18 protein-coding genes are annotated in these 21,493 nt (G+C 55.6%); 15 read left to right on the top strand and 3 right to left on the bottom strand.

Annotation, left to right across the window (positions count from 1 at the left end; translation table 11 throughout):
• Positions 1-3: 3 nt before the first annotated feature.
• The 6 genes from deoC to CHB83_RS06395 all read left to right on the top strand — a co-directional run bounded on the left by deoC (position 4) and on the right by CHB83_RS06395 (position 5,992).
• A complete protein-coding gene (gene deoC, locus CHB83_RS06420) occupies positions 4-675 on the top strand; it encodes a deoxyribose-phosphate aldolase (protein WP_045688500.1) in 672 nt (223 codons plus the stop codon).
• Complete coding sequence (locus tag CHB83_RS06415; protein WP_089332053.1) at positions 656-1,213, top strand: hypothetical protein; 558 nt, start codon at positions 656-658, stop codon at positions 1,211-1,213. Before deoC ends, CHB83_RS06415 begins: the two co-directional genes overlap by 20 nt.
• A 139-nt stretch (positions 1,214-1,352) precedes the next feature.
• Complete coding sequence (locus CHB83_RS06410; RefSeq protein ID WP_045688513.1) at positions 1,353-2,552, top strand: M20 metallopeptidase family protein; 1,200 nt, start codon at positions 1,353-1,355, stop codon at positions 2,550-2,552.
• 33 nt (positions 2,553-2,585) lie between these two features.
• Positions 2,586-3,404 (top strand): hypothetical protein, encoded by an 819-nt coding sequence (locus tag CHB83_RS06405; protein WP_089332052.1) that lies wholly within the window; start codon positions 2,586-2,588, stop codon positions 3,402-3,404.
• 365 nt (positions 3,405-3,769) lie between these two features.
• Positions 3,770-4,213, top strand: a complete 444-nt coding sequence (locus CHB83_RS06400; RefSeq protein WP_089332051.1) for an Hsp20/alpha crystallin family protein — start codon at positions 3,770-3,772, stop codon at positions 4,211-4,213.
• A 276-nt stretch (positions 4,214-4,489) separates the two neighbouring features.
• Positions 4,490-5,992: a Do family serine endopeptidase gene (locus CHB83_RS06395; RefSeq protein ID WP_045688307.1), complete on the top strand. Its 1,503-nt coding sequence runs from the start codon at positions 4,490-4,492 to the stop codon at positions 5,990-5,992.
• Between the two features lie 84 nt (positions 5,993-6,076).
• On the opposite strand, the gene CHB83_RS06390 is transcribed toward CHB83_RS06395, so the two are convergent.
• On the bottom strand, positions 6,077-6,484 hold the full coding sequence (locus CHB83_RS06390) for a hypothetical protein (RefSeq protein ID WP_045688306.1): 408 nt from the start codon (positions 6,482-6,484) through the stop codon (positions 6,077-6,079).
• 307 nt (positions 6,485-6,791) lie between these two features.
• On the opposite strand from CHB83_RS06390, the gene amaB reads away from it, so the two are divergent.
• Positions 6,792-8,390, top strand: a complete 1,599-nt coding sequence (gene amaB, locus CHB83_RS06385) for an L-piperidine-6-carboxylate dehydrogenase (RefSeq protein WP_082455658.1) — start codon at positions 6,792-6,794, stop codon at positions 8,388-8,390.
• Positions 8,391-8,521: 131 nt separating this feature from the next.
• Here amaB and CHB83_RS06380 read toward each other — a convergent pair whose 3' ends face one another.
• Positions 8,522-9,064: a hypothetical protein gene (locus CHB83_RS06380; RefSeq protein WP_089332050.1), complete on the bottom strand. Its 543-nt coding sequence runs from the start codon at positions 9,062-9,064 to the stop codon at positions 8,522-8,524.
• Between the two features lie 207 nt (positions 9,065-9,271).
• Between CHB83_RS06380 and CHB83_RS06375 the strand changes: the two genes are divergently transcribed.
• From CHB83_RS06375 to CHB83_RS06340, 8 genes are all read left to right on the top strand, one after another.
• The gene (locus tag CHB83_RS06375) at positions 9,272-9,835 is read left to right on the top strand and encodes an RNA polymerase sigma factor (RefSeq protein WP_045688314.1); all 564 of its coding nucleotides are present in this window, start codon (positions 9,272-9,274) and stop codon (positions 9,833-9,835) included.
• A gap of 110 nt (positions 9,836-9,945) precedes the next feature.
• Complete coding sequence (locus CHB83_RS06370; protein WP_045688304.1) at positions 9,946-10,698, top strand: hypothetical protein; 753 nt, start codon at positions 9,946-9,948, stop codon at positions 10,696-10,698.
• A 2-nt stretch (positions 10,699-10,700) separates the two neighbouring features.
• Positions 10,701-11,954, top strand: coding sequence for a hypothetical protein (locus CHB83_RS06365; RefSeq protein ID WP_089332049.1), 1,254 nt, complete (start codon positions 10,701-10,703; stop codon positions 11,952-11,954).
• A gap of 79 nt (positions 11,955-12,033) precedes the next feature.
• The gene (locus tag CHB83_RS06360; protein ID WP_089332048.1) at positions 12,034-12,579 is read left to right on the top strand and encodes a PPC domain-containing DNA-binding protein; all 546 of its coding nucleotides are present in this window, start codon (positions 12,034-12,036) and stop codon (positions 12,577-12,579) included.
• A 133-nt stretch (positions 12,580-12,712) separates the two neighbouring features.
• Positions 12,713-16,030, top strand: a complete 3,318-nt coding sequence (locus CHB83_RS06355) for a hypothetical protein (protein WP_089332047.1) — start codon at positions 12,713-12,715, stop codon at positions 16,028-16,030.
• Positions 16,017-17,984, top strand: a complete 1,968-nt coding sequence (locus CHB83_RS06350; protein WP_161806974.1) for a DUF3857 domain-containing protein — start codon at positions 16,017-16,019, stop codon at positions 17,982-17,984. Before CHB83_RS06355 ends, CHB83_RS06350 begins: the two co-directional genes overlap by 14 nt.
• 111 nt (positions 17,985-18,095) lie before the next feature.
• Positions 18,096-20,075 carry a DUF3857 domain-containing protein gene (locus CHB83_RS06345; protein WP_179225470.1) on the top strand — a complete coding sequence of 660 codons (1,980 nt, stop codon included), beginning with the start codon at positions 18,096-18,098 and terminating at the stop codon, positions 20,073-20,075.
• A gap of 140 nt (positions 20,076-20,215) precedes the next feature.
• Entirely contained in the window at positions 20,216-20,731 is a 516-nt protein-coding gene (locus CHB83_RS06340; RefSeq protein ID WP_089332044.1) for a DUF4442 domain-containing protein, read from the top strand.
• An 8-nt stretch (positions 20,732-20,739) separates the two neighbouring features.
• Here CHB83_RS06340 and CHB83_RS06335 read toward each other — a convergent pair whose 3' ends face one another.
• The gene (locus CHB83_RS06335; RefSeq protein ID WP_089332043.1) at positions 20,740-21,360 is read right to left on the bottom strand and encodes a hypothetical protein; all 621 of its coding nucleotides are present in this window, start codon (positions 21,358-21,360) and stop codon (positions 20,740-20,742) included.
• Between the last annotated feature and the right edge of the window lie 133 nt (positions 21,361-21,493).

Genomic DNA, 21,493 nt, shown 5'->3' with positions numbered 1-21,493 from the left:
CTTGTGAACCTAGCTTCTACCATTGACCATACTCTGCTAAGGCCGGATGCTACGCCGGATCAAATTATTCAGCTCTGCCAAGAGGCAGCTACTCACCAATTTGCCAGCGTATGTGTACCACCATGTTACGTACGCCTCGCCACCGAGCAGCTTGCCAATACAGGCGTGCCAGTATGCACGGTTATTGGGTTCCCGTTAGGATATTCTCTTGCCAAGGTGAAGTTCTTTGAGGCGCACCAGGCCCTGCTGGAAGGTGCTACTGAATTAGATATGGTTATCAATGTGGGTGCCTTGAAAGCAGGCAGGTATGAAGAGGTAGAGGAAGAAATTGGCCAGCTGACGGAGTTGTGCCACTTGCGCGGTGCCTTGCTAAAGGTCATTATAGAAACTGCCCTGCTTTCCGACGAAGAAATTGTGACGGCCTGCCGCTTGTGTGAGGAAGCTGGTGCCGACTTCGTAAAGACCTCTACGGGGTTTGCAGGCAGAGGAGCCTCCGTGAGTGACATTGTGCTCATGCGTCGTTCATTACCAACTCACATCCGTATCAAAGCATCGGGCGGTATTCGTACCCGTATTGCGGCTTTGGCTCTGGTAGCCGCCGGTGCCGACCGAATTGGGTCATCCAATAGCTTGGCTTTGCTGAAAGAAGATTCTCATGAAACACCCGCTACATAACGTGCTGCTGTTATCTACATTTTTTGCGTTGGGAGCGTGTGCAAGCTCGGGGCCCGTCGCCCCTACGGCCACCGCCCCCGATACTACCCGCCGACCCGGGGCAACCCAAGTTGCCACGTTGCCGGCCGAAGACCTGAGCCGCTACCGCCCAGCGTTTGCCGCGCCCAAAGCACCTGCCGTTGTTCCTACTACGACTACCCGGCCCGTCACACCGATCAACCAAGTTAACGCGCAGATTGAGCAGCGCTTACGAGACCAGGCTTTCACTAATCAGAACGTGAAATACGCCCAGGGCTACCGCATCTTGGCCTACGTGGGGCTGGAGCGTGAGCAGGCCATGGCTATCCGCCGGGCTGTTATTAGCCGCTACCCCGAGGAAACGGACTACCTTGGTTTCAAGCAGCCTATTTACCGGCTTTGGATTGGGGATTACCTCACTCGCCTCGAAGCAGAGCAAGCCATGTCGCGTATTCGTCCGCTGGCGCCCAAAGCACAGCTAGAGGGCGCGCAAATCGTCATCAACAAGACGGCGTTCTAGCTTTGCTGCTGCCTAGCTTTAGTTGCGAGCAGCTTGCCCTGCTTTTTAGTGCTGCTTTGCTAGACTATCTGGCAGTTTGGTGCCTCTCACCTTCTTTCTTCCGAACTATACCCTGACGCCTCGGCGGCGCGCTACTACCATGCAACATCTCATATCCCGTATCAAGGTTTTGGCCGCAGAGGCCGCCGCTGAGACTATAGCGCTGCGTGAACACCTGCATGCCAACCCGGAACTGTCGTTCAAGGAAGAGAAGACGGTAGCTTTCGTGACGGAGCAGTTACACAAACTGGGCCTCCCTACTCAGCCCATTGCGGGTACTGGTGTAGTTGCTCTCATTGAAGGACGCAACCCTGCGTCGCGCACGGTTGCCCTACGTGCTGATATGGATGCGCTACCTATTACGGAGCAGAATGAAGTGCCCTACAAGTCGGTAAATCCTGGCGTGATGCACGCCTGCGGCCACGACGTACACACATCTTCTCTACTGGGCACAGCTCGTATCCTAACTCAGCTGCGCAATGAATTCGAAGGCACCGTAAAGCTTATGTTTCAGCCGGGCGAAGAGTTGCTACCGGGTGGTGCCTCCTTAATGATTAAGGAAGGCGTATTGGAAAACCCTGCGCCTGCCAGCGTGCTAGGGCAGCACGTATTTCCGCGCCTGCCGGCTGGTAAAATTGGGCTGCGCGCGGGGCGGTACATGGCTAGCACCGATGAGTTGTACCTGACGGTGCGCGGGAAAGGTGGCCACGGCGCCATGCCCGAGCAGAACCTTGACCCCGTGGTAGTGGCCGCCCACATTATTGTGGCCGCCCAGCAGATTGTAAGCCGCCGGGCCAATCCAAAGCTGCCTTCCGTGCTATCATTCGGGAAGGTCATTGCCCAAGGTGCCACCAACGTCATTCCGAATGAGGTGTACATTGAAGGCACCTTCCGCACGCTCAACGAAGAATGGCGCAACGAAGCGCATCAGCACCTGCGCCGCCTGTGTGAAGGTTTGGCCGAAAGCATGGGCGCCAGTTGCGAGCTAGAAATTCGCCGAGGCTACCCGTATCTGGAGAACGAGCCCGCCCTAACGGCCCGGACAGAGCAAGCAGCAGTAGAATACTTAGGGCGCGACAACGTGGTAGAACTGGACCAGTGGATGGCTGCTGAGGACTTTGCTTACTTCTCGCAGGCTGCCAGTGCTTGCTTCTACCGCCTGGGTACGGCCGCCGCCGACGGTAGCGAGCGGCACACCTCCTCCGTACATACCCCTACCTTCGATATTGATACGAAAGCCTTGGAAACCGGTCCCGGCCTTATGGCTTGGCTTACTTTGCGTGAATTAGCTGCCAACTAAGCTGTTCGTATTCTATTTCCTCTTGCCCTGCCCATGCGTGCCGCGTTTTATCCCGTTTTGTTTGTTCTGCTGTTAGTCAGCTCCGCTGTTAGCGCGCAGCGCCGTTCTGTTAGGAATACAGTTGTAATTCCGGAGTTGCAAGCAGAATGGGCGCTGAAGGATGCTGACTATTTTCTGGTAGCTCTGAACGTCGTAGGTAATAGCAATGGCGACAACTCGTTTACCGGCGGGCAGCTACGCCTAGGATACGAGCATTTCTGGAACGAACGGTGGAGTGGCGGAGCCACAGTGCGTTTATTGCGTGCGAACGTGCAGAACTACGGCGACTTCTTTGCGCAGGATGGCAACGTCATCCCCGGCGTGTTCCTGCGTCATGCTGGCAAGATTGGCTCCGTCAACTTTGGGCAGCGGCTGGGGGTAGAGTATGGGATATCTACCAATAACTACCTCGCAGTTGCGCGCAACCGTGCACTGACCCGCCTGCGCCTCGACGTAGATCGGACAATAGCTCTAGGCGAAAACGTGTCCCTACGGCCCCGGATAGCCTATGAAGCCGCAGCGTACTTGCGCCTTCAGCGTGACGAAAACGAGCGTGAGGAACGCGTTATCGATTTTGGCAACCTGCGCGGGGAAGTGGGTGTCCGCTTGTCGCCCCGCGTAGATATCACGCCGTGGGTAGCGGCCCAAACGTACTACGCCAACTTTGTGCCCCAGTACGATCCGATTACTGGGGAGGAAGTGTACGGTGGCCGTACCAATGTCATCGTGCCAGTAATAGGGCTTGATGCGCGTTTTACCTTATTCCATGAGGGTGGCGCCGCAGAGCGACGGCAGTTACCTTCGCAGCACTAACAAATTCCGAGATACAACTAGGTGCGCCTACTACCTCCCAGGGGGTAGTAGGCGCACCTAGTTGTATCTCGGAATTATTGTCCCTTTGGGTCATTTCATTGCCACTAGCAAAAGCATATCTACAGATTGTATATATTTGATGTCATTATGTCGTATATATTATTCGTTTAAAAAGGACGTTTTTACACTTTAAAGCAGCTTTTATGGTCCTTATTGAATGTATCTGGTTGAGCTAATTTTCAACAATGATGACATAAAGGCATATGCTTGAAGCATAAGGAAGGTTGGTACAGAATTTATAGATATGGGGTGTGCCTGCTAGGGCACGGTTGATTACTTAACCACTCCAAACTCTACTTTACACCATGGCCACGCTGCTGTATAACAACCTTCCTTCTCTTCGTCCTTCACGCGCTTTCAACTCTGTGCTCAATGAAATGCTGCGTGATACGCTACCCTCACAAAAAGCTCCGGCTGATAGCTTCCTGCCACAAGCCGATATCGTAGAATCGCCAGAGGGCTTCGAGCTACACTTGATGCTGCCCGGCGTAGCGAAGGAAAATGTGAAAATTGATTTTCAAGACGGTAAGTTGACCGTGAGCGGTGAGCGGAAAGCACCGGAGGTAATTGAAAACGGCCCCCGCTTCCGCCGTGTAGAATCCGGGTACGGCACCTTCTCACGCACGTTCCAACTCCCTGAAAACGTAGATGTAACGGCTATTGAGGCTCAGCTAGTTGATGGCGTGCTACGTCTTAACTTGCCCTTCGACAGCAAGAAGGTGACTAAGCACCAGATTGAGGTGCGCTAAGCGCCAATATTTCTGCAAAAAAGGCATCCATCCGGGTGCCTTTTTTCTTGGTACGCGTGTTGTATAGATACCGTATACAGGAGTGGTGGCAGAGGAGCTAGCCCAATAGAATCAGAAAATTCTACCAACGGGTTATTTTCATCCACCAACGGGCATGCAACTGAATACGCCTTGCGGATATCTTGCGTTAGTAAGACCTAGGCTCATGCATTGCTCATGATTCTGTAGTATTTTCAAACCAGACTTCTTCCTTATCACACCTCTTTTCTAATACCCATGCAAGCAAAACAAATGATGCTCGGCCTGCTCGGTTCCGCCATTCTCGGTGGTGGCGTAGCGGTAGGTGGGTACAAGCTGCTCGAGCCAGAGCGTGGTACTGCTCCTCAAGCTGTTGCGGCTGACCCCAATGTGCGTTATACCAGTGAACTGCGCAGCAGCACGTACACGGTGCCCGAAGGCCTGAACTTTACGGCTGCTGCGGCATCAGTAACGCCTGCTGTTGTGCACGTAATGACCGAGTATGCGCCCAGAATGAACGAAAGCAGCGCGGCCCGGATGGACCCTTTCCTGCGCCAGTTCTTCGGGGACGATCTTGAGCAATACCATGGCCGCTCGCAAGGCCCGCAGCAGGGCTCCGGCTCGGGCGTTATCATTGCTGCCAATGGCTACATCGTCACGAATAACCACGTGATTGACAAGGCCGATAAAATTGAAGTTGTTCTCGACGACAAGCGCAAGTATAAGGCTGAGCTAGTAGGCACTGACCCCAATACCGATTTGGCTTTGCTGAAAGTGAAGGCTGATAACTTACCCTTCGTGCGGTACGGCAACTCCGACAACGTGAAGATTGGCGAGTGGGTGTTGGCTGTAGGCAACCCCTTCAACCTGAATTCTACCGTAACGGCTGGTATCATCTCGGCCAAAGGACGTAACATCAACATCCTGCGGGATCGGGAAGGAATGGGCGTAGAGTCATTCCTGCAAACCGACGCCGTGGTAAACCCTGGTAACTCGGGTGGCGCTCTGGTAAACCTCAACGGTGACCTAATCGGCATCAACTCGGCTATTGCTTCTCAAACAGGCTCGTTCGTGGGCTATTCGTTCGCGGTGCCTTCCAGCATTGTGAGCAAGGTAGTAGACGACTTGCTAAAGTATAAAGTGGTGCAGCGGGCTCTGCTAGGCGTGCGCATCCGGGAAGTAGATGCTCAGCTTGCCTCGGAAAAGAAGCTAAACACTCTGAATGGCGTGTACGTGATGGGTCTCGACAAGAATACATCGGCTGCTGATGCTGGTATTCAGGAGGGCGACGTTATCACGGAAATTAATGGTGTGAAGGTGAATACCTCTTCTCAGTTGCAGGAGCAAGTAGCCCGCTTCCGTCCTGGCGACAAGATTAAAGTGACCTACTTGCGTGGTAGCGACAGCCGCACTACGACGGCCACGCTGCGCAACTCCACAGGCACCACCGACATCATTCGGGAGGAAGTGGCCTCGACGGTGAAGTACGAAGGAGCTACGTTGGCCCCCGTGGCTCGTCAGGAGCTGCACAAGCTAGGTATTGAGGGAGGCGCTAAGATCAACAACATCAAGGACTCCAACTTCCGCCAGACGGGTATTGCTGATGGTTTCATCATCACCCGCATTGATAAAAACAAAGTGACAAAGCCTCAGGATGTACAACGGTATCTAGAGGCTGCCAAGGAAAACGAAGGTGCTCTAGTAGAAGGAGTGTATCCTGACGGCCGCAAAGCCTACTACCCAATTGGGCAATCTGAGTAATCTGGCTTTTTGCTGCTCGTAAAAAAGGCCCTTCGCTACCATGGCGAAGGGCCTTTTTTCATGGGTTTGATTTGAGCAGTGTGCTTAGCTTAAAAGCCACTCCATGGCAGGACCTTCCTCAATGAAGAGGCGCAGTTGATAAGCCCGTTCTTCAGAGGTGCCATAGCGAATGTACTGCTGCTGTACTGAGTCCGACTCATAAATGGCTAAGCGCACCGGCGAGCAATGCACAGCAATCCGAAAAGGGGGGACTGCTACGTGAGCAACCTCAGGGTAAAATATGTGCGTCGACCACCAGCCAAACTCCGGATCAAGCTGGTCGCGTCGTCGCACATCCAGCAGCCACCGCCAGAGGCCGTGTTGTTGGGCCGCTGCCAGTAGGGCTGCGTAGTGACGCTGCAGCTGGGGCGTAGGCGCATCTTCGGCCCAACGCGCTATTAGAACGCCTAAATCGGGGCGCGGGGTAAGCGAAAAGCTGGAGTCGGACGACATGGTGGGAATGTCAGGGAGGGCTACTAATATACATGCCTGAGACAAAGAACTGGTACTACCGACTTCTAGAAAAGCCAGCCAGTTACTAGCAACCTAGCCAGCAGTTAGTCAGGGTAGGAGAAAGGTAGCTGTCCGGAGTAGCTCCATAACAGGCAAGAAGGGAATACCAGCACGGATTGGGGCGGAGTTGGCCCCGCCTGGCACAGGTTATCAGATCTGAGCCCAGCTAGCCCCGGCCTATTTTAGTAGCTTTGCTCAGATGGGTTTTCCATCCTCTTCTAGTGTTCCACCCAACCTCCATATACCCATGAAACTAGCTGCTGAAGAAGCTGCCGCTACCGGCACCGATGTACAGGAACATGACCACCACGGTATTCAGCAAGTATTGCAGGAACTAGGAGTAGAAGCCCGTAATGCTGCTTGGAGCACGGGCCTACGCTGGGGTAGCAGCACTGCCGAAAACGCCCGCCCCATTCACTCGCCTACCGATGGTCGCCTAATTGGCTTCGTAACCTTTGCTACAGCTGCCGACTATGACCAAGTAGTGAAAACGGCCCAAGAAGCATTCAAAGCTTGGCGCCTAGTACCCGCGCCCAAACGGGGCGACATTGTGCGACAAATCGGCAATAAGCTCCGCCAATACAAGGAGCCCCTGGGCAAGTTAGTGAGCTACGAGATGGGCAAAATTCTGCAAGAAGGCCTGGGCGAAGTACAGGAGATGATTGACATCTGCGACTTTGCTGTGGGGCTCTCGCGCCAGCTCACGGGCTATACCATGCACTCGGAGCGGCCCGCCCACCGCATGTATGAGCAGTACCACCCCCTGGGCGTGGTAGGCATTATCTCCGCCTTCAACTTTCCAGTGGCCGTGTGGAGCTGGAACGCCATGTTGGCTGCTGTGTGCGGCGACGTGTGCATTTGGAAGCCCTCCGAGAAAACCCCGCTGGTGGCCGTAGCCGTGCAGCACATTCTGAAGGAAGTACTACTGGAGAATGATCTGCCGGAAGGAATCTTCAACCTAGTTATTGGTGATGCCGAGATTGGCGCCGCAATGGCTGCCGATGCGCGCGTGCCGTTGGTGTCAGCTACGGGTAGCACCCGCATGGGTAAGAAGGTAGGCGAGGTAGTGGGTGGCCGCTTGGGTCGTGCACTGCTGGAACTAGGCGGCAACAATGCCATCATCCTTACCGAGCACGCCGACCTGGACATGGCCATGCGTGCCGTGGTATTTGGTGCCGTAGGTACAGCTGGGCAGCGCTGCACCACCACGCGCCGCCTCATCATTCACGAGAGCATTTTTGAGGATGTAAAAGCGCGCCTATTGAAAATTTACCCCAACCTGCCCATCGGTCATCCCCTTCAGGAGGGTAACCTGGTAGGCCCCCTTATCGACAAAGCGGCGGTAGAAGGCTTTACGAAAGCCCTGGAAGCAGTGCAACAAGAAGGGGGTACCTTACTTACGGGCGGCGAAGTGCTGGAAGGCGCTGGCTACGAAACCGGTACGTACGTGAAGCCCGCGCTGGTAGAAGCCCGCAACGAGTACCACACGGTGCAGGAAGAAACCTTCGCACCCATTCTCTATCTCATCAAATACAGCGGTGGGGTAGAAGAGGCCATTGCCGTGCAAAACGGAGTGCGGCAAGGTTTGTCGTCGAGCATTTTCTCTCTGAACATGCGCGAAACAGAAACCTACCTCAGCCATGCCGGCTCCGACTGTGGTATTGCCAACGTGAATATTGGTACGAGTGGGGCAGAGATTGGCGGAGCTTTCGGCGGTGAAAAAGAAACCGGTGGCGGCCGTGAGTCCGGCTCCGATGCTTGGCGCATTTATATGCGCCGCCAGACCAACACCATCAACTACAGCACCCAGTTGCCGCTGGCCCAGGGTATTAAGTTTGATGTCTGAGTAACGTTAACGTACGCTGCTCTACAACACAACGGCCTACCTGGTACTACCGGGTAGGCCGTTTTCGTGCGGCAATTATTCATTAAGATAAGAGTTGAGGAGCGAATATTCCCGCGCCCTTACAACTACCGTCAGCTACTGTGTCGGATGTCGCCGTGCCCCTTATATAGCAGTACACCGTTGTAATAAAGCACATAATACAGCCGGTACAGTTCATGGGGGCGCAGACCAATTTTTGTGTAGTCTAGGCTATACGTCAGGGCATCGGAAATGTCGCTTGGGCCTAGCCGCAGCAACACCTGATACGTTCGGTCTACTAGTACGGCGCTCAGAGAATACTTCACAGCCGGACTTCCGTAGCTTCTTTCAAGTTGTAATAGCCAATTTGCCTGGCCCGTTAGGGCCGGATTGGGATATGCGTAAGTATAAGAAACACGTGTTGGCTGTTGCGCCCCATTTAGATCAAATGTTAGGTCCGGAAATAGTGCCCGCTCTTGTTCATTCCAAGTGGCATCCGAGGTCCAGTCGGTTGGATCTTGTGAACCGGCCACTCGGCCGTCGGCGGCGCGTAGGGAAATGCCGGCGCCAGCACCAAAGTCAATAGTGGGGGAAGAGTCTTTCTTTTTGCAAGAAACTAAGCACCAAAGAACTATTAGAAAAGCTAGATTCTTCATGGTTGGGAGCAAACAATAGAATAGGCATAATAACTGCCGCAAAATACATTGTGGGTTTGTTAGGCACAAAGCAGTTGGCAGTGCAACCTTACTAGCTTGCTTCTGTCCTTCACCTGCTTACTACATAGCACCCGCCGTTTTTAGCCCGGAAAGTTGGATATTTACGATTCACCTATTTCCGAATCTCCGCCAACCCAGACGCAACCTATGGAGGCCTTCGCATATACTGACATCAACGCCCCGCTAGTCGAGCGGTGCCGCTTAGGCGACCGACGGGCCCAGGCTGAGATTTACAAGCGCTATTCCAAAGCCATGTTCAACGCCTCCTTGCGAATCACCGGCGACTATGCCGAGGCGGAGGACGTGCTACAGGAGTCTTTTCTAAGCGCCTTTCGGGAACTACATAGCTACAAAGGCGATTCTTCGTTTGGCTCCTGGCTTAAGCGCATCGTTATCAACAAGAGCATCAACTGCCTGCGCAATCGGCGTCTGCAACTGGTGCCCTTAGCCGACCAGCACGATGCTGCCGACCATGACGACACCCACCAATCCTTAGACCCCGAGGACCTTTCCTGGCGAGCCGATGTAGTGCGGCGTTGCGTGCAGGAACTCCCCGACGGCTACCGCGTAGTGCTAAGCCTCTACCTCTTGGAAGGCTACGACCACGCTGAGATTGCCAGTATTTTACATATCACCGAATCCACCTCAAAGTCGCAGTACAGCCGGGCCCGCCGCAAACTATTGGAATTGGCCCGCCAGCACGGCCTCTAATTACGTACTCGACCTGACCCCATAGTGCTATTCTGTTGGCTGCCTGCACCGCCCACCCCCAACTTGACGGTGCGGCCACCTTACTGGAATATTGCGAACGACCACCTGACATGAACGAGAAGAAAACCGGACTGGAAGCCTTTGTGGAACGCCACCGCGCCGACTTCGACGCGTTTGAGCCGCGCCCCAACCTGTGGGACGACATCGAACTTGAGCTAGATACCCCTACCGCAACGGCAGACGACGTCGCGCCCCTGCGCATTGTACGCTTAGATGCTGGTATTCCAGTAGCCGAAGTGCCCGCTCCGCAGGCTCCGGCTGCTCCTGTTACGGCTGAGGTGCGCGCCGCACGCCCGTACGGTATTGCTGCTGCCGTAGCCGCACTAGCCTTGCTAGGAGGCTGGTTCTGGCAACAGCAGCACAGTGCGCCAAGCATCTGGATGCGCAGTACGGCCGCCCCAGTAGCCACGGCCGCTCCAAGTGCCCGCACGTATGATGGCGTAGCGGCCACTGCGGCTGCAGCCAGCCCTGAGCAACGCTTGGCAGGTACAGTGCAGCGCATGGAGAGCTACTATGCTACCCAGATTACTGAGCGCCAGCAGGAGCTCCAAGCACTTGATGCCGAAACTAAAGCCGCACCGCGTGCTGACTGGCAGCAGGAGTTGACCGCGTTGGATTCAACTTACCAGCAGTTGAAAACGGAGCTGTACCGTAACCCGGAGCCCGATGTGGTCTTGGAAGCTATGAACCGCAACCTGCAGATTCGTTTGGACTTACTGACCCAGCAGCTGCGCACCCGGGAGCGGATTCGGGACTACCACAGCCAGCCCTATATGGTAGCTGAAACCCGCCGCACGCCTTGAGTATGCGGTTTTCTAAACTTGACACTTCCGTAGAAGTATTTCTGCGGCGTACTCTTCCCGTGGTGGGCTGGCTGCTCGGGGTGCCTGTGGCTATGGCGCAGGTAGTGCCCGTGCCAGCTAGCAACGCAGCGGTGCAGTACTACCAAGGAACTGAAGGCGCTAGCACTGTTGTGCCCCAGGGAACCCCTGCCGATGGACGCCAAGGTAGCACGGCGCAAGGCCCTCAGGAAGAAGCCACTACCCCGGCAGTAGAGAAGGTTCGTAAGCTGAGCCGCACGTTTGTAGCCAATGGCCGGCCTTTCTTCCTGGATACGCGCTACGGGCGCGTGCAAGTGAACGTGTGGAACCGCAACGAGGTACGCACCGACGTTGACATCATTACGCGGGCCGATAGTGAGGAGAAGGCTCAGCAGCTCCAGGACATGATTCAGGTGCAACTGCTAGACTACGATGCCGCTACCGGCGCCATTGCGGCCAAGTCGCGCTTTGGCGCAATGCCCCGGGAATGCTGGAGCCGGACCAAGCTATACGAGGTAAACTACACCGTTTGGCTACCGAAAAATACCCCGCTACACCTCAACAATACATTCGGCGAAATCAGCCTGACCGGCGACATAAGCGGCCCTGCTGAGCTGGCAATTGAGTACGGGAGTCTGCGCACGGGCCGCTTGGAAGGGGCGCGCAACGTGCTGCGCATAAGCAACGGGCAATGTGCCGTTCCGTTTGCGCACAAGGTGAGCATTGATGCTTCGTATTCCAAGGTTCGCCTGACAACTGGCGAAACCGTGGACCTGAACAACAACTACTCCGACATTGATATTGGCACCGTGCAGGACCTGACGGTGCACAGCAAGTACGGCGACGTAGCGCTGGGTACGGTTCGTAACCTGCGCGGCACTTCGGGCTACTCCAAGTTCAGCATCGATAAGCTCAGCAACCAGCTGAACATGACGGTGCAGTATTGCCCAAATTTTGAAGTGCGCAACACGGGGAAAAACTTCAGCCAGATTAATCTGCAGGGAGGCTACAGCACATTTTTACTCAACTTCCCCGACGGCGCAGCCTTTAACTTTGATGTAAATACAGACCACGGCAAACTCCTGGTTGATAAGCGGCTGGTGAAGGTGGAGTCAGAGGAAAACAGTCCTTCCTCTACCGATATGCAGGGCAGCTTTGGGGTAGTGCCCACCCGGCGTCCGGGCGGTGGTAACGTCAACATTAAGGTGCGCTACGGCAACGTCAGCTTCAATAAGTAAGCGCCAACGGCCTAAGTAAGGGGTAGAACGTAGACTCGGCTTCAGCAGCCGTCTGTGTTCTACCCCTTACCTTTTCCACATGATTCGATATTTACTCTTGGGGCTGCTAGGGTTGGTGCCGCTGGCTAGTGCCGCCCAAACTCATTCAGTTGCTATGTCTACTCCCGTTGCTTTGTCGTCGCCACTTCGTACCTATGCCTTGCGCTTGCGCCCCGGCGCGGACCTACGCCAGCAGCTGTTAGCCTTCACCCAGCAGCAAGGTATGCGGGCCGGGGCCGTGCTTACGTGCGTAGGGAGCCTAACCACTACTACGCTTCGGTTGGCTAACCAGGAGGCTCCTACGGTGTACCAAGGGCACTTTGAAATTGTCTCCCTAGTTGGAACGCTGTCAACGAACGGTAGCCACTTGCACCTGTCGGTGGCGGATTCTACGGGGCGCACTATCGGGGGGCACTTGCTCGACGGTAATATAGTGTATACTACCGCGGAAATCGTGGTGGGCGAGCTGCCGGAATTTGATTTTAAGCGGGAGACTGATGCTACGTTTGGGTACCAAGAGCTGGTCGTCTATCCGTTAACGTCAGCTAGTAAAAAGAAAAAAGCCGCCCAAACGAAACAAAAGTAGCATCCCCGCGGAATCCAATTGGTGGATGTTGATTGTTGGCTGAAATGGAGGTATACTTGTGGAACTATCGGCAGGCCGTTACGGAGCGTAACCGCCGTAGATATTCTTCATTACGCTATCCTTTTCTTAGTTAATGCGCGTTTTTACAACGTCGGGCACCGTACTGGCAGTGTGGGCGAGTGCCGTTACCGCGGGTTATGGGCAGCAGCCCGCCGCTCTTGTTTCATCCAAACAAGCTTTCCAGGAAGGTATTGCCCTGCACGACAAAGGCGACTACGCCGGGGCCATCCGCACATACCTGTCAGTGCCTTCTTCTGATACGGCTTACGTATCTGTACTAGGTGAGCTGGGATTGTCTTATCTGCTGAACAAGCAATACCCGGAGGCCGTGCGCATTAGTCGCCAAGCCATTGACCTCGGCCAACACGAAGCGCAGCCCTACATAGTGTTGGCCGAAGCAGAGGAGAAGCAGGACCACCGGGAAGCAGCCCTAAAGGTGTACACCGAAGGCCTGAAGCGCATGCCCTACAACCCCGCGCTGTGGTACAGCCAAGGAGTAGGCCAAGATGCTCTGCACCAGCCCCAAGCCGCCCTAGCTAGCTGGACACGCAGCTTGGAGCTGAAGCCCTTGTATGCGCCTACCCACCACCAACTGGCGTGGTTGGCCATTGAACAGGGACAGCCTGCGCGTAGCCTAATTAGCTTGCTGACGGCGCTAGCCCTCAGCCCCGATGGTGAAGGCAGCCAGCAAATGCTGCTGATGGCGGAGCAAATTGCCTCCAATAGCTTTGAGGTAGACGCCAACGCCAAAATAGCTCCCTTTGTGCCGAATGAGGCCTTTCAGGACCTGGACTTGCTACTGAATTCTAAGGTAGCACTGCGCAAGGACTACACTTCCAAGGTAAAGTTCGACGCCAATATTGTAAAGCAAGCCCAACTGCTAGTAGAGAAGTTTCCGGCTAGCCGCGGCGACCAAGAGACCGACTTGTGGCTGCGGGCGTACGGCCCGTTGGTAGATGTGCTACGCCGCGACGACAACCTAACGGCCTTCACCTACCTCGTCCTGTCGTCGGCCAGTGATAAGCGCGCTGCCCAGTGGCTAAAAAGCAACAAGGCCAAGGTGGAACGCATGAGCGAAGCCGTGTCGCTCGCTATTATGCAAATTCGTACCAGTCAGCTGATAGCAACTGCGGCCCAGCCTCAGCGGCGCACCGGGTGGTTTGATGAAGGCGTACTCTACGGAATAGGAGAGGGTGAAAAGCTCAGCAACGGGGATGCCCGCCTACATGGCCCTTGGATATTCATAGACGAAGCTGGCTCCATAACGTCGGAAGGGAGCTTCAATGAGGCCGGTAAGCGCACGGGGCACTGGCGTACTTACCACCCCAATGGCCGCCTCAACTTCGATACGAACTACGACTCCGAAGGCCGCCTCGATGGGCACTACCTGGAGTACCACGACAACGGGGCTTTATCGGTAGATGGAACGTACAAAGCTGGGGAGCTCGATGGCGCGGCCAAGCTTTTCCACTACTGCGGGGAGCTTAGTGAACAGCGCTCCTACCAAGTGGGAAATCGGCAGGGAGAGGTTAAATATTATTACCCTGATGGCCGCCTGCGGTTGCAGAGCGCCTACCAGGCCGATAAAAAGCAGGGCTCCGAAATCGGTACCTACCCCGATGGCACGCCCGAGTACCGCTATGGGTACGCCAACGATAAAAAGCAGGGGCCCTTCGAAGTATACTACGCCGACAAGACCCTAGAGCGCAAGGGTACCTACGAGCAAGACGAGCTACACGGCCCGTACAGCGACTTCCATCCCAACGGTAAACCCGCTAGTACGGGTGCCTTCGACCACGGCCGCTACGCTGGCAACTGGAAAGTATACTACGCCACGGGCAAGCTCAGCATCGAGAAAAACTACGACTCGGCTACGGGAGAACTGCACGGCTCTTACAAGGATTACGATAGTCAAGGCCGCCTCAACGCTGAGTTGACCTACGACCAAGGCCACGTAACACGTATTGCTTTCTTTGACGAGCAAGGCAAAGTGCGTACTCAAACCGACGTAGCCAAGAAAGGCAAAACCGTTGTGAAGGGCTTGCGCACCGACGGCAGCGCGGCATACACGGGCTCCTTCCTGAACGGGAAGCAAGATGGTGAGTGGCGCTGGAATTACCGCAACGGTAACGTGCAAACCGTGCGCCACTACACGGCTGGCAAGGCCGAAGGGCTAGAGGAAGAGTATTTCAGCACCGGCCGTCTGCGGGAACGGAATTTCTATAAGGACGGGTCGTTGGAGGGGACGTACGAAAAATACTACCTCGATGGACGGCTGCAACGCGCTGGCAACTACCAGAGTGGACAGCAGCAGGGCCAGTGGAAGCAGTACTACGCCGATGGCAAACTTAGTGAGGAATACAACATCCTCAACGACCAAATGCACGGCGGCGCCCGCAGCTACTCGCCCGGTGGGCAGCTAACCCAAGAGCGGTGGATGGAGTATGGGCGCATGCTCCAGCTTACGGCCTACGACTCCGTAGGCCATGTAGTAGACCGAATCGTAATCGAGCCGACGACCAAAAGCCTGACCTTGCATTACCCAGGCGGCAAGCCCCGTATGGAAAGCAACATGCTATGTTATGACTATCAAGGCAATACGTCGTGGCGACTACCCAATGGCAAAACTGAAACTCAATATAGTTTGGACCGGGGCGACCGTAATGGTCCGTTCCGCGCCTATAGCTCGCAAACGGGCAAGCTGATCTCGGAGGGCTTCTACCGCAACGGTAAAAAAGAAGGCGAATGGAAGGCCTACTACCCGTCGGGCGCTCTTATGAACAAGGGTACCTACCGTAATGATGAGGAAGAGGGAGAATGGCTGATCTACTTTGAAAACGGCCAGCTTGACCATACGCGCACGTACCAGAATGGGCGCTACGAGGGCATAGCACGCCAGTACAATATGCTGGGCGAGCTGATAGCGGAGAAACTGTACGAGGATAACGAGCTAGTGAGCTTCCGTAGCCCGGGTGCTGATGGAAAACCTGGTACCGCAGCTTGGCAGCCGCTAGTGGGGCAAGTAAGTACCGCTTTTGCTAACGGCAAGCCCGCCGTGGCCGAATCCTATAAAGGGGGCTACTTCTCCGGCACCCGCACCTACTACTACAGCAACGGCCAGGTATTCCGTCGGGCCCAGAATTCGCAGGAGGGGACTCTGCAAGGCGTGCTCACCACCTACTACCCCAACGGCAAGGTACAGGAAGAAGAAAACTACGCCCACGACGAACTCCACGGCCGCTCGCGCTACTACCGCCCCGATGGCACCCTGGAACGGGAGGAGACGTACCGCGCCGGCGAAAAATACGGCCCCACGGTGTACTATGACACCCAAGGCAAACCGCTCAAGAAGGAGATTCACTGGAACACGTTTGTGTATGAAGCGCGCTAACCTATCGTCCTCTCCTTGGAGGCTGTGGCTTCTGTGTGGGCTGCTTTTAACCGGCTGGGCTCCCGCGCGGGCTCAGCAGCCAGTGCAGCTGCTCATGCAAATGAAGCAGCAATATCCTACGGCCAAAGCCGTCTACCTTGATTATCGGCAGGATGTAACGGTAGCTGTGAAAGGCGACTCCGTGCAGGTGCTGGCGCGCCACCACTACGACATGCTGCACCTTGATCCGCAGTCGGATATGTACGCTCCCGATCAGGTGTACAGCTCCCACTTCAACCGCCTGCAGAAAATCGAGGCGCGTACCTTGCTTCCTGCCACCAACGACTACAAAGCACTTAAGGTTACCGATTTTAAGGACCAGTTTGAGGTGCGGCCGGGGGTATTCTTTGATGATGCGCGGGTTACCAAGTTTAGCTACCCGGCTATTGCGCCCGGCGTGCGCACCGTGTGCGACTACACCATGCGCCAGCCCGATGCCCGCTTCCTCATGCCGTTCTATTTTGGCTCCTACTTGCCCGTGCGCCACGCCGAGCTAGTGGTTACGGCTCCGCGCGGTGTCCGCATCAATACCAAGGAGTTTCATATTCCCCAGGGTAGCGTCACGTTTACCAAAACCGAAAAAGGCGGCTCGGTTGTGTACCGTTGGGTAGCCGAGAACCTGCCACCCATGCAGCACGAAGACAATGCCCCTGAGGCGAGCTACTACGCTCCCCACGTGGTGTATTTCGTGGAAGAGGCTCTCGTGAACGGGCAGCCCCGCCGCCTGCTGGGAGGAGTGCCCGAACTGTACTCCCTCTACAAAGGCTTCGTAGTTAATCTCGATAAGCAAGAAAGCCCCGCCCTGCGCAAAGTGGTTGACTCCCTAGTAGTAGGGGCCCGCACCGAGCCGGAAAAGGTAGCCCGCATCTACTACTGGGTGCAGGACCACGTGCGCTACATTGCCTTTGAAAACGGCCTGCGGGGCTTTATTCCGCACGATGCTAGCCGCGTGTATGCTAACCGCTATGGCGACTGCAAGGACATGGCTAACCTGCTGCACGAAATGCTACGCATAGCGGGCGTGAAGTCATACCGGACTTGGATTGGCACCCGCGACCTGCCCTACCGCTATAGTGAGCTAGCCACGCCCGGGGTGGATAACCATATGATTACGACCTACGAGCCCCGACCGGGGGAGTACGTATTTCTCGACGCCACCAGTCAGCACACGCCCTTCGGCTTTCCTTCCTCCATGATTCAGGGTAAGGAAGCCCTGCTTGCCCTCGATGGCCAGCAGTGCAAGGTGGTGGAAGTGCCCATCATAAAGCGCGAGCAAAACCGCACCATAGATAGCTCCTTTGTGACGCTTGACGGCACGACGGGACTGCGCGGGATGGGTCAACGACGCGTAAGCGGCTACCCCAAAGTATTTGAGGCCTACCACCTTGATGGGCTGGGGAAAACCGACGAAGCCAAAGCCGTGAAGGGCATTTTGGAGCGCGGCAACAACAAGTTCTTTGTGGATAAGTACTCCGTACAGAACCTCGATGCCCGCGACCGTCCTCTCACCATCGACTACACCTACCGCCTGCAAGACTACGTGCAGCGCGTAGACGACGAGGTGTACGTGAACCTGAACCTGGAGCAGACCTACGGTACCGACCGCCTGGATGCTACCAAGCGCCACCTGGCCCGCACCAACGACTACTACCAAACTACGCGGACGCGCACCGAATTTGAAGTTCCTGCTGGCTATGAGGTGTCCTACCTGCCTGGCAATGCCCAACGCCAAGACTCCGTGCTGGGTTTCTCCATCAAGTATGAGCGGCAGGGCAACAAAATCATTCAGGAAAAGGAGCTCTACGTGAACTACCTCTTGCTGGAGCCCGCGCAGTTTGGGCAGTGGAATGCCGTAGTGGATCAGCTCAGCAGCGCCTACCGCGACGTTATTATCCTCAAGCGCAAGAAAGCCTAGTAGCTCTAGCTGAAGATGCGGCTGACGAACGGAGTCAGCTCGCATGGTTGGTATCTATCATACAAGATTGCGCCCGCCCGCCCGGGTAGGCGCTACCCCTTTTTACCCGTGATGTCTATCTTATTCCGCGGCCGCCAGGTGCTTACCCTGGTGGCCCTAGCGCTGCCTGCTGTGTTGCAGGCTCAAAGTCTGCCTGCTGGCCTTTCCTACAGCACCTACGATTGGGAGGCCCGGCGCAAGCCGATGACCCTAACTACCACCGAAGCGCAAAATCCGGCCCTCATTCTGCGTGAGCTGCGCGTAGAAGAGTACGCTTTGGATGCAAAGCGCGAGCTGCACCTCTATTCTCTCGACCACCACATTGTGCGTGTGAATACCTCCGAGGGGATTGAGCGCTACAACAAAATCTACCTGCCCGTGCAGGATGGGGGCAAAGTGCTGTCGTTGAAGGCGCGCACCATCAGTCCACGTGGGGAAGTGGTGGAAATCGACGCCGCCAACATGAAGGAGCTAAAAGACCAAGATGGGGGCCGCGGCTTTAAAATCTTTGCGGTGGAGGGATTGGAGAAAGGTAGCGAGATTGAATACCTCTTCACCCGGGAGCGGCCCGCCAACTACTTCGGTCGCAACTATATGCAAGATGAGGTGCCCGCCCGCGACGTAACCTTTGAGTTGATTACGCCCGAGTTTTTCACCTTTGAAGCCCGGCGCTACCCTAGCAGCACGTCCGTTGTTCTGCGCGACACGGTGCAAAACGAAAAACGCATTGTACGCCTAGCCCTGCACGATGTGCCCGCCGCCCGCGAAGAGACGTTTGCCAACATAAAGGCGGAGCGCCAGCGTGTAGAATACAAAATGGCGTATAGCCAAGCCCGCGGCCGTGAGCGGCTCTTCACCTGGGCCGATGCCAGTCAGTTCCTCTACCGGCGGGTATACGGGTGGACCAAAGACGAGCAGAAGGCTGTGGACAAGCTGCTCAAGCAAATGGCCTTGCCCGCTACCAATCAAGTGGTGGCTGCTGAGCAGTACATCAAGAAGAATTTCCGCCCCGATGATTCGGCGGGGGAGGACCTAGCGCACGTTATAACCACGCGTACTGGCTCCGAGGTAGGTATGGCCCGGCTCTACGCGGCCATTTTCAACCGCCTGAACATCACGCACGAGTTGGTGGTGACATCGGACCGGACGGACGCCGCTTTCGACAAGGAGTTTGACTCCTGGAATTACCTCGACCACTTTGTGTTCTTCTTTCCCTCCACAAAGCAGTGGTTGGCTCCGGGCCGTCCCGATTATCGGATGCCGCTGATTCCGGCGGAGTGGACGGCTAATGAGGCGTTGTTTGTGCGCACCGTGAAGCTGGGCAGCACTGAAACGGCCATAGGCAGCACGGGCTTCATTCCTACCCTTGCCGCCGACCAAAGCCCCAGCGACCTGGACATTGCCGTGCAGTTTGCGCCCAACCTAGACAAGAGCACTGTTACCATTCGTGAAACCCTGGGTGGCTACCACGCCCAGCAGATTCAGCCCTTCTACGGCCTGATTCCGGATGAGAAGCGCACCGAAGTACTGCAGGAACTCATTAAGAGCAACGTGCCCGATGCTACGTTCCAGCAAATAAAGGCTACCAACATTGAAACCGGCTTGAACCCGCTGGAAAAGCCATTCATTGTGGATGCCACAGTAGAATCGGTGGCGTTGCTGGACCGCGCCGGGCCCAAGTACCTGTTCAAAGTAGGTACGCTGCTGGGGCCGCAGTCGGAACTGTACCAGGCCGACGAGCGGCAGTACGACGTGGAAAACGACTTCAACCGCCGCTATAACCGCACCATCACGTTTGAGCTGCCCGCTGGTTATCAGGTACGCAACCTCAACGATTTGAACGTGGACATCAGCGCCGGCCCCACCGATAAAGGCCCCGAGTACTTGTTTAAATCGAGCTATGAGCAGCAAGGACAGAAAGTCATCGTGACTATTCGGGAGTACTACCGCCAAATTCGCTGGCCCAAGAAGGACTTTGAAGCCTTCCGGGGAGTAGTAAACGCCGCCGCCAACTTCAATAAAGTAGTGCTGGTATTGGAAAAGAAAGGCTAGTCCAGTTTCTTTTCCCGAAGAGGCCCTGTCTTCTACCGAAGGCAGGGCCTTTGTGTGTCGTCGTTGGAAAGCGGAAATGCAACCTAACTGCTCAGCAGGCCGAGCATTTTTTGTTCATTGCACCTCCCAACATACTCGCCATGAACGCCCAGCCCACCCCCACTACGCCCGATACGCCCCGCATGGCGCAGTTTCGGCGCACCATTCAGAATCCCCTGAAACTGCGGCTGTTTCTGCTGCGCCGCCTGCCTATGGCCTACCTAGCCGGCTTGCGCATTCGGGAGGTTACGCTGGGGCGTGCTACCGTTACGGTGCCCTTCAAGTACCTCACCAAAAACCCGTTCCGCAGCATCTACTTTGCCTGCCTGAGCATGGCCGCCGAAATGGCGAGCGGCTTGTTGGCCATGATGTACGTGCAAGATGGTACACCAGCTTCCATGCTAGTGGTAGGAATGGAAGCCAAGTTCACCAAGAAGGCCGTTGGGCGTATTGCTTTTACATGTGAGGATGGCGCTGCCATCGGGCAAGCCTTGGCCGAGAGTCGGGCTACTGGTGAAGGGCGCACCGTAGTATGCACCAGCACAGGGGTAGACCCAGCCGGAGACGTGGTAGCTACCTTCCGCATTACGTGGTCGTTTCGGGCGAAGCAGACCTAAGGCGCGGGTTATTTCAACGTGTAGGTTTCTAGCTCCAAGCGGCGCTGGAGCAGGTCGGTGTCGCGGTAGAAAAGGTCGGCACGCGCCATGCCCACGGCTGGTACCACCCACTCTTGCCGCCGCTGAATCTGAAGCGAAGCCGGGCTAGTGTAGTTGTACTGGTACTCTAGCTTATACTGCCGGCCCGTAAGCTTCTGACGCGAATCAGGGATGGGTTTCAGCTCCGCATCCGGCGTAGTCAGCACCCATAGGGTATAAGTCGGGTACACGTAGTTGTACCCAATATTGCCAGACGTAGCAGATGGATAAAGTAGGACGTCGAGGTTGCCCGCTACGTTGTAGTAGGCGTAGCCTCGTGAGGTGTTCCGGACGATGGTCCGGTCGTTGAGAATATACCAGGTGCTTTTGTTGATGGTTGTGTCGCGCAGCACCGTACGGGTATAGATGCCCGAGGAATCGTACATGGTGCCGTTGCGCTCATAGAGGTAGACGCGGTACTGCCACCGGTTGCCAACCTGTAAAGGAATAACCTGCTCAACGGGAGGCTCCGGGTTGTCATCTTTGCTACAAGCAAACAAGAATACGTGGGCCGCAGCATAGATGGCAAGCAGATATAATCGGCGGTTCATTACAGGCGAGGATAAAGATCTTTCTACTAGAAAAGAACATAGAATACTTGGGCGCAAGCTACGGCTAAAACGGACTGCTACCAATGGCAAACGGCCCGTGTGCTTCCGGTAAAGCACGCGGGCCGTTTATGAG

The sequence above is a fragment of the Hymenobacter mucosus genome (assembly GCF_900188255.1).
Classification (GTDB): domain Bacteria; phylum Bacteroidota; class Bacteroidia; order Cytophagales; family Hymenobacteraceae; genus Hymenobacter; species Hymenobacter mucosus.
The sequence above is the reverse complement of the archived record's forward strand: the minus strand, read 5'-3'. Positions and strand labels throughout refer to the sequence as shown.